The sequence below is a fragment of the Geodermatophilus aquaeductus genome (genome assembly GCF_900182545.1).
GTDB lineage: Bacteria > Actinomycetota > Actinomycetes > Mycobacteriales > Geodermatophilaceae > Geodermatophilus > Geodermatophilus aquaeductus.
Map to the genome: position 1 here is coordinate 1 of NZ_FXTJ01000009.1, position 15,544 is coordinate 15,544.

At 72.1% G+C, this 15,544-nt stretch carries 10 protein-coding genes and 1 tRNA gene; 6 read left to right on the forward strand and 5 right to left on the reverse strand.

Annotation, left to right across the window (positions count from 1 at the left end):
- The coding region (locus FN207_RS19345) for a helix-turn-helix domain-containing protein (protein ID WP_185938432.1) at positions 1–361 on the reverse strand (361 nt) is incomplete at its 3' end.
- 176 nt (positions 362–537) lie between these two features.
- Positions 538–1,758, reverse strand: coding sequence for a M23 family metallopeptidase (locus FN207_RS19350; protein WP_246066192.1), 1,221 nt, complete (start codon positions 1,756–1,758; stop codon positions 538–540).
- 449 nt (positions 1,759–2,207) lie between these two features.
- Between FN207_RS19350 and FN207_RS19355 the strand changes: the two genes are divergently transcribed.
- The gene (locus FN207_RS19355; protein ID WP_246066213.1) at positions 2,208–2,726 is read left to right on the forward strand and encodes a DUF1707 SHOCT-like domain-containing protein; all 519 of its coding nucleotides are present in this window, start codon (positions 2,208–2,210) and stop codon (positions 2,724–2,726) included.
- Positions 2,727–2,842: 116 nt separating this feature from the next.
- Here FN207_RS19355 and FN207_RS19360 read toward each other — a convergent pair whose 3' ends face one another.
- Positions 2,843–4,480 (reverse strand): hypothetical protein, encoded by a 1,638-nt coding sequence (locus tag FN207_RS19360; RefSeq protein ID WP_142460098.1) that lies wholly within the window; start codon positions 4,478–4,480, stop codon positions 2,843–2,845.
- A 754-nt stretch (positions 4,481–5,234) separates the two neighbouring features.
- Between FN207_RS19360 and FN207_RS19365 the strand changes: the two genes are divergently transcribed.
- Positions 5,235–5,308, forward strand: a tRNA-Ile gene (locus FN207_RS19365).
- Between the two features lie 16 nt (positions 5,309–5,324).
- Here the strand turns inward: FN207_RS19365 and FN207_RS19370 are convergent.
- Positions 5,325–6,476, reverse strand: a complete 1,152-nt coding sequence (locus FN207_RS19370; RefSeq protein ID WP_142460099.1) for a tyrosine-type recombinase/integrase — start codon at positions 6,474–6,476, stop codon at positions 5,325–5,327.
- Positions 6,477–6,746: 270 nt separating this feature from the next.
- Here FN207_RS19370 and FN207_RS19375 point away from each other — a divergent pair, with 270 nt between their 5' ends.
- The 4 genes from FN207_RS19375 (at position 6,747) to FN207_RS19395 (ending at position 12,280) form a co-directional block, all read left to right on the forward strand.
- The gene (locus FN207_RS19375; protein WP_142460100.1) at positions 6,747–7,580 is read left to right on the forward strand and encodes a hypothetical protein; all 834 of its coding nucleotides are present in this window, start codon (positions 6,747–6,749) and stop codon (positions 7,578–7,580) included.
- A 176-nt stretch (positions 7,581–7,756) separates the two neighbouring features.
- A complete protein-coding gene (locus FN207_RS19380; RefSeq protein WP_142460101.1) occupies positions 7,757–8,965 on the forward strand; it encodes a hypothetical protein in 1,209 nt (402 codons plus the stop codon).
- Between the two features lie 191 nt (positions 8,966–9,156).
- Positions 9,157–10,416, forward strand: coding sequence for a hypothetical protein (locus FN207_RS19385; protein ID WP_142460102.1), 1,260 nt, complete (start codon positions 9,157–9,159; stop codon positions 10,414–10,416).
- A 1,411-nt stretch (positions 10,417–11,827) separates the two neighbouring features.
- Positions 11,828–12,280 (forward strand): DMP19 family protein, encoded by a 453-nt coding sequence (locus FN207_RS19395; protein WP_185938433.1) that lies wholly within the window; start codon positions 11,828–11,830, stop codon positions 12,278–12,280.
- Between the two features lie 366 nt (positions 12,281–12,646).
- Here the strand turns inward: FN207_RS19395 and FN207_RS19405 are convergent, their stop codons facing one another.
- Positions 12,647–14,887: a hypothetical protein gene (locus FN207_RS19405; RefSeq protein ID WP_142460104.1), complete on the reverse strand. Its 2,241-nt coding sequence runs from the start codon at positions 14,885–14,887 to the stop codon at positions 12,647–12,649.
- Between the last annotated feature and the right edge of the window lie 657 nt (positions 14,888–15,544).

A 15,544-nucleotide genomic window follows, 5' to 3' on the forward strand; every position in this document is an offset into this window, starting at 1 on the left:
ACTCACCGGGCGCGGCGTGCTCGTAGCGCACCACCCGGTGGTCGCGGCGCTCGAGCTGGGACAGCCGGCTGATCCCGCAGCGGCGCAGCACCGCTCCGGCGGTCGAGGGCGCCACCCCGGTCTCGGCGGCCAGCCGGACCGCGCCCCACCGCTTGCGCAGCCGCAGCGACACGATCCTCTTCGTCGTCGCCGGACCCGTCTTGGCCGGGCTGGAGTGCGGGCGGCTGGAGCGGTCGGCCATACCGGCGCGACCCGCGACCCGGTAGCGCTCGGCCCACCGGTCGGCGGTCTTCCAGCTCACCCCGAAGAACTCCGCGGCCCGGCTCTTGGGCCACCGCTCTTCGACGACCAGACGGCCCAAGCGCAGACGCTGGCGCGGGGTCAAGACGGCATTAGCGTGGAGCACGAGGACCTCCGGGTGCGTGTCGTGGTCGCCTTCAGCAGCTCCACTCCACGCCCGGAGGTCCTCCCGTCACAAGATCGGTCAGTCAGATCCTGTGGTCACACGTCCTCGACCAACGTCTCCGGTCAGTACAGCTAGCAGCCGCCGCCGAGGGAGACGCCGTGCGCCTCGAGCCACGGCATCGGGTTGACGCGGCTGGCGTAGAGGCCGCCCTCGTGCACCTCGAAGTGCAGGTGCGGACCGGTGGACTGGCCCTTGTTGCCGACCTCGGCGATCTGCTGGCCGGCGCTGACCACCTGGCCGGCCGAGACGAAGAACTGGTTCACGTGGCCGTAGAGGGTGATCGAGCCGTCGTCGTGCTGCACGTAGACGGCCTGACCGAAGCCGCTGGCCGGGCCGGCCTGCAGGACGACGCCGCCGGAGGGGGCGAAGATCGGGGTGCCGATCGGCGCGGCGATGTCGACGCCGTAGTGCATCGTGCCCCAGCGGGCGCCGTAGCAGCTGGTCACCCGACCGCTGGTCGGGGCGATGCCCCCGCCGCCGGACGACACGACGTTGACGGCGGCGGCCCGCTCGGCCTCCTGCTGGGCCTGCCAGGCGGCCTCGGCGTCGGCGATGCCGCGCAGGCGCAGCAGCTCGACCTCCGCGGCGCGCAGCTGCTCGTCGAGGCGGGCCTTGTCGGCGGCGAGGGCGTCGTAGTCGGCCTGCGCGTCGGCGAGGCGGGCGTCGGCGGCGGCCTGGGCCTCCGCGGCGGCGGCAGCGGCGGCGTCGCGCTCGGCGACGGCGGCCCGCGCGGCGGCGTCGGCCTCCGCCTCCTGCGTCTCGAGCAGCTCGTACTGCTGGAGGGTCTCGGCGCGCTGGGTGCCGAGCAGGTCGAGGGTGGCGGCGCGCTCGAGCACCTCGCGCGGGCCCTCGCTGTCGAGGAGCACGGCGGCGGTGGTGCCCACGTCCACGCTGGCGCCCATGTAGGCCTCGCGGCCGAGCTCGACGACCTCGTCCTGGGCCGCGGCGACGGCGTCGCGCGCGGCCTGCAGCTCGGCGGCGGCCACGGCGGCGGCCGCCTGCGCGGAGGCCAGCTCGGCCTGGGCGACGAGCGCGGCGTCCGCGGCGGCCTCGGCCTCGACGGTCATGCGCTGCAGCTGCTCCTCGGCGGCGGTGACCTCGCCCTGGATGCGGCCCACCTCGGCCATCAGCTCCTGCTCGGCGGCCTGGGCCGCGGCGACGTCGTCGGCGGGAGTGGCCAGCGCCGGCGCCGGAGCGGCCAGCAGGAGGGCGGCGGCACCCGCGGCGAGCACGGTGCGGCGGAGCCGACGGGAGGAGGCGGGACGGGCGGTCCGGTGGTGCAGGGTCGCCAAGACGGCGGATCTCCGTTTCCTCGCGTCCGCCTGCCGGGTCAGCGCCCGTCCGTCGGGACGGGCACCGTGCCCGCGACGGGACTCCGCGGGCGCGACCGTGCCGGGGACCCCCACGTGCGGTCCCCGTCGCCGGCGCGAGGCCGGTGCGGTCAGGCGGGATCTCGCCGGGGCCCTCGGCGGATCGAGGGGCTGAGGCCCGGCAGGACCGCGGGCGAAACTACTACGGATGTGACGGGTGAGGTCACGGCGAGGTCACGGGAACGGCGCGCCTGCTTGCGCGTTCAACCTCCCGACCTGCGGTCCTCACGGTCCGTAGAAGAAACAGCACTGTCTGCCACTCCCTCGCACGTGGCACGTCGCGTGCGTGTCCGCGCTCACAGGTCCGTCACAGGTAGGGCGGGCACCCTGGCGCGCCGGACCAGTTCGGAGGGAGGGACGACGTGGACGGGATGCCGATGGCAGGACGGACGACGGCGTGGCAGACGAGGGCACCGCAGACGACGGCGCGGCCGGCGGCACCCGCGGTCGCTCCCCCACTCCGCGCCTCCGACGACGACCGGCTGGCCGCCGTGCACCGGCTGCAGGATGCCGTCGGCCGCGGGCTGCTCACGCCCGACGAGTGCAGCGACCGGATGGCGGCCGCGTTCGCCGCGGTGCACGTGCGCGACCTGCCGCCGTTGACCGCCGACCTGCCGCCGGCCGTCGTCGTCGCCGCCGCTCCGGCCCCGCCCGGCTGGCGGCCGCTGGGCACCCTGGCCTGGCAGCAGCTGCGCGCGAGCGTGGCCGCGGCCCGGCACGGCGGTCCGGCGACCTGGCGTCTCGCGCTCGCCGTCCTCATCGCGATGGTCCTGCTGCTCACGGTGCTCTCGCTGGTCGCGCAGGGGCTGTACGACGCCGGCCCCGGCGACTTCGGCGGTCCCGGCTTCGGCGGCCCGGACGGTTTCGACGGGGTCCGCGGCCCAGGCTGAGGTCGGGCGGCCGACGCGACCCACTCCGCGGCGCCGTCGGCCCACGCGACCGGCCCGGCGGACACGCCGGAGGCCCGGCCGCCCCGATGGGGGACGGCCGGGCCTCCGGACCCGGGTCAGCCGACCCGGGTGGGCAGCCCCGTGGCGTGGAACGTCCCCCACGGCGGGGCGTAGCCGTAGCTCGACGCCGACTGCTCGTTGACGTAGGCGTAGCAACCGGAGTTGGCGTACTCGTCCCTGCCGGCACGGCTCGTGGTGACCGCGTACATGAAGGCGGTACCGCGGGTGACGGCCGACTGGTCCGCCCACTGGGCCGCGCAGCCGTAGGGCCCGAAGAAGGCGATCTGCCCGTCGTGGTGCTCGACGAAGCCGCCGTCGGCCAGCGCGTTGCCGTGCTGGCTCGCGTTGGGGTAGCCGCCGCCGTCGTTGGCCGACCAGGTGCCGTTGACGATGACGATCAGCCCGTGCCGGTCGGCCACCCGGCGGAACGTCTGGCTCAGGGCGATCGCCCCGTCCCGGTAGGCCTGCTTGTCCGGGAAGGCACCCCAGTTCAGGTCCGGGAACCACGACCGCGAGCCCAGGTCGTCGGCGAAGAACCCGGCCATGTGCGGGTTCTCCCTGACCATCGTCTCCAGGACGCACTCCAGCTTGCTCTGCAGCACCGAGCCGACCCGGAAGTCGTTGAGGTAGCCCCACTGGTTGGCCTGGTGGTTGCCCGGCCAGCGGGACGTCGCCGCGCCGCACGCCGAGCTGCTGTTGAGCAGCTGGTGGTAGCGGCCCTGCGGGTTGTCGATCACCGCGTCCATGTAGACCAGCACGTGGCCGCCGGCGGCCGACACGTTCTTGAACACCTGGTCCTGGTAGTTGTCCCGGCCCGCGACGACCAGGCCGCCGGGGTGGGCGTACGCGCTGGTCCGGGAGTCAGCGGGGTTGCCGTAGACGATGCTGGCCGGCTGCGCGCCCCGGTTGGTGAGCGCGCCGGAGGTCGCCGGGGCAGTCGTCCCGGCGCTCGCCGTCGTGGTGGCACTCGCCGTGGGAGCCGGCGTCGCGGTCTGGCTCGTCGTCGTGCTCGGCGTCGCGCTGGGGCTCGGCGTCCGGGTCGGGCTGGACGTCGTGCTCGGGCTGGACGTCGCACCCGAGCTCGACGTCGGGGCCGGCGTCGGACTCTGGGTGGACGAGGGGGCCGGCGTCGAGGTCGGGCTGGGTGAGGCGCTCGGGCTCGTCGTCCCGACCGGGGCGCCGGCCGCTGGTGGGCGGACGTCGTGCTGGGTCACGTGGACGGTCGCGTTCGTGGCGGTGGACAGGACGTTGACCACCGTCTGCCCGCGGGCCGCCCCGGCGGGCACGGGCAGCGTCGCCTGGACGCGGGTCCAGTTCGTCGAGCCGACGGGGACCGCGGTGCCGCCGGTCCAGCCCGTGAAGGCGCCCGCGGCGTCGTACCAGGACACCGTCACGTGCGCCCGGGCGCCCGGGGCCGAGGCCTTGACGTCGGCCGCGAAGGTCCAGGCCTGGCCGGGGGTCACGGGCTCGATCGGGGCGCGGACGCGGGTGGTCGACGCGGTGGAGGTGACGCGCAGCGCGTAGCGGGCGGCGACGTGGTCCGTGACGGCGACCCGGGTCATCCCGGTGCCACCCTCCTGGACGGAGTAGCCGGCCGCTCCGGTCGCCAGGACCGGGTTGTCCGAGCGGTTGAGCGTGCTCGACGCCGTGCCCGAGGTGGGCAGCGCCGAGGCGATCGCCGTCGTCCCGAGCACGACCGCGGCGAGTGCGAGGAGTGCGGCGATGCCGGCCCTTCCTCGTGTCGTCGTCCTCAGGACGGCGCGACGACCTCGAGGACGGAGGTGGCGCGCTGCCGACCGGCCGCGGAGCCGGGGGCGCCTACCGCCGTGGCGCCGGCGTTCTGGGCGCCGGGGGTGGTCGGAGGGGATCGCGTGGTCGCGCGTCATCCGTGGTGCTCCTCGTTCGGTGCAGGGCAGAGACCCGGCGGGGGTGTCGCCGGGGACTCGACGGGGAGGTGCGTCCGCGCTGCCGCCAGGGCAGACAGGCCAGACCGGCTGGCCCCGCGATCGGCACCTCGAGGGCCCCGGCGTGAGCGGCCGGGGTGGCTGGGTCCGAGGGTGCGTCCGCACCGCCGTCAGGCAGGCGGGACAGGGTCGGCCTGTCTGGCCGACACCCTGGTTCAGGCGGGCTTCCGCCCGGAGGGCTGGTCGGGGAGGTGCGTCCGCGCTGCCGTCAGGCAGGTGGTCGAGGCCGTGCCCACTGTTCGGCCGGCCGGCACCTCGGGGCGATCAGGTGTGAGGGAACGGTACGTACGCGAGTGTGCACGGACCGCAATGGTCCGTCAAACCGCAGCGTCGACCGTAGGCGACGCGCACGACGCCGTCGTCAGGGGGTGCCCGATCCGATGCGGACGCCGCCGTCGGACCGGGGTGCCGGAGGGCCCGGCCGGATCGGTACGCTCGTTCCCGACCACCCGGACGGCTCGCTGACCAGCGGGTTCGTCCTCGGGGGGCGGTAGCTCAGCCGGTCAGAGCATGGGACTCATAATCCCTGGGTCGTGGGTTCGAGCCCCACCCGCCCCACACACGAAACCGCAGGTCAGCGCGGTGGTCGCGGGTCGTCGAGATCGCGGATCTTGGCCGGCGCCCACACGGCGCCCACAGCACGCTCCGTGACCGCCTGATCGTGGGCGGCGTCCATGCGCTCGGCGAGGGCGCTCAGGTCGTCGTCGAACAGGCCCGAGTAGACGTCGAGCGTCATGGCGGCGGAGGCGTGCCCGAGCATCCGCTGGACCGCCTTCACGTGGGCTCCGGAGGCCACCAGGAGGCTGGCCGCGGTGTGCCGGAGGTCGTGCGGGCTGAGGTTCTCCAGTCCTGCTGCAGTAGCCGCCGGATCGAAGAAGCGGCGCCGGAAGTTGCCCGACCGGAGGACGGCGCCCTCCGGCGACGTGATGACCAGGTCGTCGGGACCCTTGCCCTCGCACCGCCGCGCCAGCGGCTCGGCAAGTGCAACGGGGAACGGGACGGTCCGCTGCTGGTGCGTCTTCGGTGAGCCGAACTCGACGGTCCCGCCAACCTCCGTGGCGCTCTCGGCGATGGTCAGACGGCGGCGGAGGAAGTCGACGCGCCGAACGCGGAGGCCGGCCAGCTCGCCGAAGCGCAGTCCGGTGTAGGCGAGCAGCCGGACGGCGTCGCCGTACTCCCCCGCCGCGTCCGCGAGCCGCTCGACCTGCTCGCGGGTGAGAAATCGCGGCTCGACACGGCGCACCCGAGGGAGCGGTACCCCGACGGCCGGGTTGCGCGGGATGCGGCCGTCGCGGACAGCGAGCGTCAGTACGAGCGCCAGGACGCGGTGAGCCTGGCGGACGGTGGCCGGAGCGAGGCCGCCGGCACTCGTCTTCGCCACCCAGGCGGCCACATCGGCGTGAGTCACGTCAGCCAGCCGGTACCGACCCCAGCGCGGGAGGACCTGCGACCGCAGGAGCGAGCGGTAGCGGTACCGGGTGCTGGGCTTGAGGCCGGTCTGCGCGTCGAGCCACTGCGCCGCCCAGGCCTCGACCGTGACCCGGCCGCGCTCGGGAGCCGTCCAGGTCTGCGTAACGAGCGCCGAGGTCTGCTCGTCGAGCCACCGCTGGGCGTCGACCTTCCGCCGGAAGCGCCGCTCGTGCTGGCGGCCCGCGACGTCTCGGTACCGACCTCGGTAGCGCTTGGTGCCGTCCTCCAGCTCGACCGTGCTGATCGACCCCGCCATGGGCGGACCGTCCCCACGGCGGGTCCCTGCGTCAACGAAACAGGCTGCTCCGCTGTGGACAACGGGCCTTGGGGACAGCTGCTCAGTCGGCGCTCCAGTTTCAGGTCGACCGACATGAGGGGATGGGGCGCCGGCCTGACTCGCTCGAACGCGAGACGCCTGCAGCTGTCCCTGAAGGCGGCTTCAGAGACACACACAAAGCGCCGATGATGCCCATGCCCGTGAAGACCAACGCAACGAAGTAACTGATCGCCGTGGAGGAGACAGCACGTGAGCGTGAGTGGCCCAGCGATCTTTTTGGACGACCTTGCTTGCGATGTTCGAGACAGCTACCGCCATCTGCTGGAGGACCGGGTACCCGACGACGAGGCCACCCGCCGCACGATCGTCGAGTGGCAGGGCCTGGACGCCGAGGAGGAGCCGGTCTTCTGGCTGGCGCTGGCGGCGACCCAGTCCCGCCACGGTCGGCTGACCGACGAGGTTCGCGGGCGAGCACTGGAGGTCATCGATTCCGGCCGGGACCTGATCCGCTGGCAGGCATGGGGCCCAGGACCGGCCGAAGCGCGCAGGGCGGTCCTCGCGTCCCTGCGGACTGAGCTCACGGGGCCCCAGCCGTCCCGCAGGACCGTGCGCCGGCCCTGGCGCTACGTCACGGATCTGCGGCCGGGCGATGTGCTGGCCTGGACGGCGAGCACGGGATTTGTCGTCCTCCTGCGGGTTGTGCAGATCCGGGAGACGCGGGAAGCCGCCACTCCCATTCTTGAGCGGCTGGCCTGGGATGGTCGCCGCGTGCCGCCGGCTGACGTCGTGGCGCAGCTGCCGGGGGCACCGGCGCCTGCACCCGATCCGGGAGGCCTGCATCACCCGGGACCGATCTTCGGCCTGTTCAAGCTCAAACGGCGTGACCCGGATTGGGCTGACGTCGGCCTCACGCGCTGTCACTCCATACCGGCTAGGCCAGGGGACGACGGCGACTTCCTGCTCGGTACCTCGTTCATGGAGTGGGCCGGCCTGCCCACCCACCTCGAACGAGACGCAACCGGTGCGCACGGCCCCTCAGGACCGACAGGAGGACTGCCTGACGACGGGCCAACTGTCCCCTAGTGGGCCGCTCAGGGACACCCGCTGGCTCGTCTGCCGAGAGGCTTCAGGGACACGCTCGCCTGGCTGCACCTCGTTGAGGCGATGCTTGGTGGACGACGGTCGCTCGTGCGCGCCTGGTATCGCATGCTGCCGGTGTCCGGTGTCCGGTGGCGAAAGCGAGGCATGTGGTGATGGCGGTGTCGGTCGACGTCAAGCGCCTCAAGCGGGCGCTGAGGGATGACGATGGGCCGTGGTTGCTAGTCAGCGCCTCATCGCCGGGTGCGCTGGGTGATGTGCTGGCGTCGTGGGCGGCCGAAGCGGAGCCGCGACTGGGTCAGCTTCCGGGCCTGATGGGTGTGCAGCTGCTGGGTCCGCTGGCGCTGCCTGACGGGGTGTTCCTGCTACGCCTGGTCACCTATGCCGAAGCCAAGCGCCTGGTGGCGGTGGTCACCGATCTGTCAGCGACACTGGAGGCTGCCGGGCTCGATGCCCGCATCGACGTGGCGCCGAAGAAGTTCAGCCCGCTGGGAGACATCCCCACGGGCCACCGGCTGACCGCGGTGTCGGTGACGCTGCCGTGGCGGCCCGGCATGCTCGACCGGCGGGAACAGCGCAGGGCCGCCAACCCCCCGGCCACGCTGCGAGCGTGGCACCGCAGCGACCTGCAGGAAGAGGCGTGGGCCGCCGTCGTGGACACCGCGCTGGCGTGGTGTCAGGAACTGCGCAGCAGCGCGACCGGGAACCGGTACGTGGTGCACGGACTGTCCAGTCTGCAAACCGCGCCGGCGCAGTGGGAGGCCACCGCCCGCCTGGCTCTGGGCAGCGCGAGCGTGCCCGTTCGGGCGAGCGTGGAGCAATGGCCGGACGAGGCGCGCGACGTCTGCTTCGAGTTCACGCCCCATCGAGTGCTCTTCCAGCTCGACGAGGAGGCCTTCGGCTCGGCGGAGTCGACCGTCGCCCAGGTCCGCGAGCTGATCGAACGCTTAACGCCACACATCACCTCGGCGTTCGCGATGCGCGCCGCGCACGCCCCAACGATTCAGACTGCGTGGCTGCTGAGGGGATGGGCGAGGACGGCGGCGCCGGCGGCGCCGGTGACACAGATCCATGCGCTGGCGCCGATGGACGACCGGCGGATCATCGACGCCTTCGGTGTCATGTACCTCGGTCCCGGCTTCCGCGGCCTGGCAGCCGATCCGCAGATGTACAGCGTCGAGCAGCTCGGCGCGGGCCGGTTGCTGACCGCGAATGACCCCGACGCCTGGTTCCGGCCCGACGGGCAGACTCCCCAGCCCGAAGTGCTCGAGGCCGCCCGCGCCGATATCGCCGACGCCATCGTCACCTACGACGAGTACTACCGAGCCAAGCGCTCAGACGGGCAAGACATTCCCCCACTTCTCGACTGACCCGTGGTCCTAAGCGCGGTGTCCCATAGTGGGCCGCTTAGGGACACGCGACGGCCGGCTCGCCGTGAGGGCGGCTTCAGGGACACGGTCACCCAAGGGCACCCCGTTCGGAGTACCGACCGGCACGGATGGTGGGCGGTGGGTGGCCGGCACCGCAGGCTGATGGTGGCCGGGTTGCGAGAGGACGTGGTGTGGCGGTCTCGGTTGACGTGAAAGGCATCAGGTCCGCGCTGCGGGACGGCGACGGGCTGTGGTTGGTGATCAGCTCCGCGACGCGGGGTGCGCTGGCCGACGTACTGACCAGGTGGGTGGCGGAGGCCGGGGCGCGCGCGGAGGAGCGTCCAGACCTGCAGCTGGTGCAGGTGCTGGGTCCGCTGCAGCTGCCCGACGGTGTGTGCTTACTCCGGCTGGTCGGCTATGCGGAGCACAAGCACACCGTGGCGGCCGTGACCGAGCTGGCTGCGGCGCTCGAGGTCGCGGGGATCGATGCCCGCATCGATCGGCAGCAGGAGACCCTGAGTCCCCCTCGGATGGCGGCGCCGAGCCACCTGGGTCCTGTGGCGATCCGGCGTGCGCGCACTGCGGTGTCGGTGACCCTGCCGTGGCGGCCCGACGCTCTGCGCCGGCGAGAGCAGCGTCGCGCCGCCGGTGTCCCGACGCTGCTGCGCGGGTGGCACCGCAGCGATCTGCAGGAAGAGGCGTGGGCCGCCGTCGTCGACACGGCGCTGGCGTGGTGCCAGCAGATGAGCAACGGCGCGACCGGGCAGCGCTACGTGGCGCACGGGATGTCGAGCCTGCAGGTGCCAGCGGCGCAGTGGGAGGCCACCGCCCGGCTGGCCCTGGGCAGCCCGAGCCTGGAGGTCTGGGCCAGCGGGATGGACTGGCCGGGCGAAGTGCGTGAAGTCGCCTTTGAGCATCCGCCGGGCCGGGTGCTCTTCCAGCTACTGGAGGATGGCTTCAGCCCACCGGAGTCGACCGTCGCTCGAGCCCGCGAGCTGATCGAACGCCTCCAGCCGCACATCACCTCGGCGTTCGTGCTGCAGACCGCTGCGACTGTCCCCGCCCTCATGACCAGACACCTGCTCAAGCGACAGACGACGAGGGAGGCCTCGCCGACACAGCCGGCGGAGCCGTTGTCGGCGAAGCATCTCGACCACCTCGCGTTGATGGATGACCGGCGACTGATCGACGCCTTCGGCCTGATGTATCTCGGTCCTGGCTTCCGCGGTCTGGCCGTTGACTCACAGCTCTACCGCGTCGAGCCGCTCGGCCCGGGCCGGCTGCTGACCGCAACCGACCTCGACACCTGGTTCCGTGCCGACGGGCAGCCGCCCAGACGCCACGTCCTGGACGCCGCACGCGCCGACATCGCCGACGCCATCGCCACCTATGACGAGTACCGACGCTCACGGCAATCCCAGGAGGCAGACGTACCCCGCATCCTCGACTGAGCCCTGCGGACGTGAGCCGGTGTCCCTTAGTGGGCCGCTTAGGGACACCAGGCCGCCTCCGTGGACGACCTGGCGGACGACACGCCTGACCTTCCTCCCTGGCTACGAGTGAGGTGTCTCGAACACCGCCCTGGTCACGGCAAAGCCATCGGCACGCTGCAACCCGCCCCGAGGGCAGGCGGGAACCCGTACCGGGGGCAGGTGGAAACCCGTACCGGGGGCAGGTGGGACGCCTCCGTCGGGAAGTGAGACGGGCGGCCCCCTCGTGCTCAGGCTCCTCCACGCCCCTCACGTTGCTGACAGCGCGAGACGAGCCCTCGCGCGCGTCAGCGCCACGGCGCGGAGGGCCTGGCGACCGCTTGGCCGTACTGAAGAAGCCGCCGGACCAAGTGGCACACACCTCTTGCACTAGCCGGCTGCCAATTCGTCGGACGAGTTCCAGGAGGTCAGCCCGGACGCTGACTCCATGGCAGCAAGGAGCGCCAGCTACAAGGCGCGCCGGCAGGAGGCCGAGCGGCAGCGTCGGAAGCGCGCCTCGCGCCGAAGGAGCAGCGAGGCATCCCCTGGGTCCGATGCATCGCCGCGCGGGTCCTTCGACGGCAGGGCGCGACGCGCGGCGGCGTCGTCATGCGCCTGGTGCGGCGATGCGATCACGCCACAATCCCGAGGACCGATCCCCAAGTGGTGCTCGGTCGGCTGCCGGCGCTGGGCCTGGGAGCAGAGCCGCGCGGCCGCGTCCGGCCGCTCAGCCATCCAGGTTGTCGAGCGCCGGGTCGAGATTCGGGTGGTGCTTACGCCGACCCGTCGGGACTGGGAGCAAGTCCTCCGCGAGCTCACCACCCAACTCGCAGACGGCCGCCTCTACGACTGTGACCTCGCCTCCCTGGCACAGGCCATGGCCACCACATTCGCAGCCCTCGAGCGCCGGATGTCGCTCCTCCCCTAGCCGGGGCCACTGCAGACATCTCGGGCGCCCGCACGGGGCACAGCTCGTTGAGCACGGTGGGGCCGTAGTCCGCCGCCAGTCCGCAGCTAGTCCGCAGAACGACCGTGCGGACCAGATCAGCGCCAGCCACTACAAACGTTGAACCCCCAGGTCAGAGCGGTGTTAGGGTCCGTCATCGCTGGTCAGGGCGGACATCGGAATCATGTCGGGGATGTCGACCGCCGGCTCAGCGGCCGCTGAGCCGGCGCCGCTGCGCCGCCAGCGCACCTGCGCCTCACTGAGCTTGAGCAAGCGCACCACCCCGCCGATGACGCCCTCGTGGTCCTCCCCCGTTCCGTCATGCGTGTGCCGATCGCTCTGGCTTCGGCCGCTTGCCTCGTCTCGTGCACACCGGCGCCGGCAGAAGGCACCCACTCAGCCTCGGCTCAGGGCACAGCACTGGCGTCAACGATCCCAGCAGGACACATGAGCGGCGGAGATGCGGTCCAGGCGGCACTGGAGCCGTTGTGGCCGGCATTCAACGAAGCCGTCGACGAGACCGGAGACTTCTCTGCCCTGACCGAGGGACAACGCGCTGTCGCCTTCGCCTGGATCCTGTCCGGTCTGATCGGCAATGGGGGCGTTGCCTCCTGGATCGAGTCCGCAGGCCATCGGACGCCTGACGCCAAGGCAGCCCTCGAGCACCTGGGCGCGTCGGAGTACGTCCCGCTACTGGAGGAGGCGACGCGCCTGTACCCGACCTTCGCTGCCGGCGACGCCGACGAACGACTGAGCGCTTCCGACAGTTGGACACAGGAGGACGAGACGCGACTGGAGACCCTCGACGAGTCCTTCTACGCACTGGCCGAGCAACGAGACCTCGTCGAGCACTACGCGGCGTCCTACGTCGCCGCCCATCCCGAGGACTTCACCGACTGACACCAGCACCGGCGTCGGACAGGTCGGCTAGGACCGGTCGGCTGGGACCGGTCACCGGAGACCAGCCGGAGGAGCTCGTGGCCGCCCTGTACAGGGCTACCTGACCGCCCGACGGACCCGCGGCCTGCCCGTCGCCGCCCACATGGCGCCCACACGCCGCCCACAAAAGGCCCGTTTCAGGCCATCGCGGGCACATCACCGCCAACCACATAACCGCAGGTCAGGACGCCAATCGACCGGAGAGTGGCAGGTCGAGAATCGGCACTGAAGGACCTCATAATCCCTGGGTCGTGGGTTCGAGCCCCACCCGCCCCACCGCGTCACTCACTGCGCTGACTCAATCCCGTCCTGCCCGTGGACCGACGCTCAGCGGCACTGCTCCACCCGTTCCCGGGCGCCGGCCACGGCCTGGTCGTACCCGCTGGACGCGGCAGCCCCGCGGTCGAGCGAGGGCTCTCCCTGCACCCTGGCCTGCTGTGGGGTGATCTCCCGGCGGTCGAGCCGCTGCATGACCGCCAGGTGCTCCCGCATGGCCCCGCCCAGATCGCGCGCGTATCTCAACCCGCCGAGCCAGGCGTCGGCGGCCTGGGTGCAGGCCGCCGCCGGAGTCCCCTCCGGCACCTCGGTGCCACTGCAGTCGGCGAGCACGGACTCAGTGGAGTCGACGTACCCGTCCAAACCGTCAGCCGCCGTCACGCCGTCCGCGAGGCTCGGCCCGTCGGGCACGTCGTCGAGACCCCGCATCTCGGCTTCATGTCGGGCGAACGCGCCACGCATGTCGAACGCCCCCTGCGGGTTGTCGACATAGAAGCTCATGAGCACGTCGGCCCACTCGAGCGCGGCTTCACACGTCTCGAACGCCGGGCTGGTGACCGGATGCGCGTAGTCCGCGGCCGGCATCGTGGCCGCGGCGGCCTCGTCCGCGGTCGTCAGTGAGAGGACGTCTGCGGCTGCGGTTTGGATGAGCCCGTAATAGCCCGCCATCTCTTCGCGGTAGTCGACCGTCTCCTGGTAGCGGCGCTCGTAGTCGTTCGCCACGTCTCCGTCCTGGTCCAGGAGGGAGTACCACGTCCCCGGGCACACGGCGGTCGGGTCGCGACGGATCTCCGAGTCGGCGTCCTCGCCTTCCAGCGTGCGGGCGGGACTGATGCAGGTGGCCATGCCAGCGCTCTCGTACTCCATGAGAGCCGACGAACTCGGGTCCGCGAGCACTGCAGCAGGCACCAGCGGGTCGTACGTCCGCATGCTCAGGACCTGTACCGCGTTGACGACCTGGGAGCCCGTGACGAGTCGGTGGACGGTGCTCAGGTCCTCGATCGGCCACTCGACGACGGTGTACCGGTGCGGGTAGAACCGTGGCGTCTGCACCGGCTCGGACACGCCGAACGCGGTCTCGTCCTGCGGCCTGGACACAGCGAGCTCCTGCAGGAGCGCCTCCCGCTCTCCGAGACCCACCTCCTCGGTCTCCTGCACCACCTCATCGGAATCGCGGGCGCTGCCTCTGGCTTCCCTCTCGGGAGCCTGGACGTCCGTCCGCGCTTGCGTGTAGTCGCGGTACTCCTCGTTGCTCATGAGAGCCTGCGGCACCATCTCGGGCGAGTGACTCGGCACCGGTTGGAGGACGAGTCGTGATCCCTGGGCTACGGCCAACCACGCCCACATCTCCAGGGTGTCGAGCTCGAAGGGCCCGCCGGCTACCGCCTGCTCCTCCGGGACGTGGATCAGCACGTTGGTCTGGTACTCCTCCTTGGGTTCGAGCCACGAGCGGTCCCCGAGGATCTGGCCCATCTGGAGCGTCTGCACCGCGGTCGCCCGACCGGTGCGGGAGATCGGCCAGTCGTCCTGCGCCTGCGGGTCGCCTGAACTGAAGCCGCCGAACTCGCGGATGCCGGGCTCGTCGCACTCACGGTCCGTGACCGGCGCGAGCTCCTCGAGGAAGCAGGCGACCGCCTGCCGCTCCGCGTCCACGGCGTTGACACCCGGGATCTCGGGCCGAGCCGTCTGCGTGACCTTCGTGACCTGGTACAGGGAGGCGACGATCTGGACCTTCGTGTCGCTGACGTTCTCGATCCTGATGGTGCCCTCGAACTGATGCGGGTCCGACCTGTCGCCTTCGCTCGATGCCGGCGTCAACTCGGTCGTGACCGTCAGCGCCGCAGCAATCGTGCCCGGCTGGTACTGCTGCGTGTACCACCACTGCACTCCCGCGAAGAGCACCGTGACGGAGAGTCCCCCGGCGGCCAGGCGGGTACCCAGGGCCGTCCACTTCACCTGCGAGTCGACGTACTCCCGGGTGCTCCACCACCCCAGGACGACCCCCGCCACCGACGCGGCCACGATGCCGGCCCACGGCACCCATGCCGGGAGCGGGGGGAGTCGACTCGGAGCGAGGCCCGGAGCCCGGTACTGCATCACCAGCAGGTAGATGCCGACCAGCGCTCCGGCGACGCCTGCAGCGACTGCCGCGATCCGTCCGTGCGTACACCACCACCGCTTCCGCACGAGGACCGCAGTTCCTGTGAACAGGGCCAGCCCGGCCACGACGAACGCGAGCCCGATCAGCTTGTACTGCAGGTCGGCGGCGGACAGGACGTCGAGCAGGCCCACCCAGGAGGCGAACAGCCCGACCGCGCCGAAGAGGATGGCGGCGGCCCACGCGGTCTTCGAGTCGGAGATGCGGCCCGTGAGCCACTGGCGAGGGGTATCAGGAGGCTGCTCATCAGGGGCGCCGGAGGACGGCCCAGCGGGAACAGCCGGGGGCCCGACGGGAGAGCCACCGGGTGCTGATGGAGGAGGACTCGAGGTCACGGGCCATCACCCCTCGGCTTCGGCGCACCGCACGCCCGAGACGGGCCCGCTGCTGGCGACGCTAGGTTTCCGGCATCACCCCTCCGTCACCAAACCATCACCGGACGTCTGCGCCCGTCAGGTCTCCGCCGTCCGTGGCCTCAGGGCCGGGACCGGCACATCCCGCCCCCCCACCGGCCCCACGCGCGGAACCGCAGCTCAGCGTGCGGTTCGCTCGGAGAGTCGAGATCTCCCCGCCCTCCCGATCCGGGCGGTAGGACGCGGAAGTCGAGGTGCTCCCGGTCCCGGACCGCGTGGGCCAGGTGGGCGCGCGGACGTCGAGGCCGTGGAGGCGCTGCTCGCCCGCCTCGGTCACCGGCCGCTCACCCGCGCGCGGAAGCGCCAGGACGTCCCGGCGCTGCGGCTCGACAATCCAGGTCGACGCGTCCGACCTCGCCGCTGCTCGAGCCACGGCCG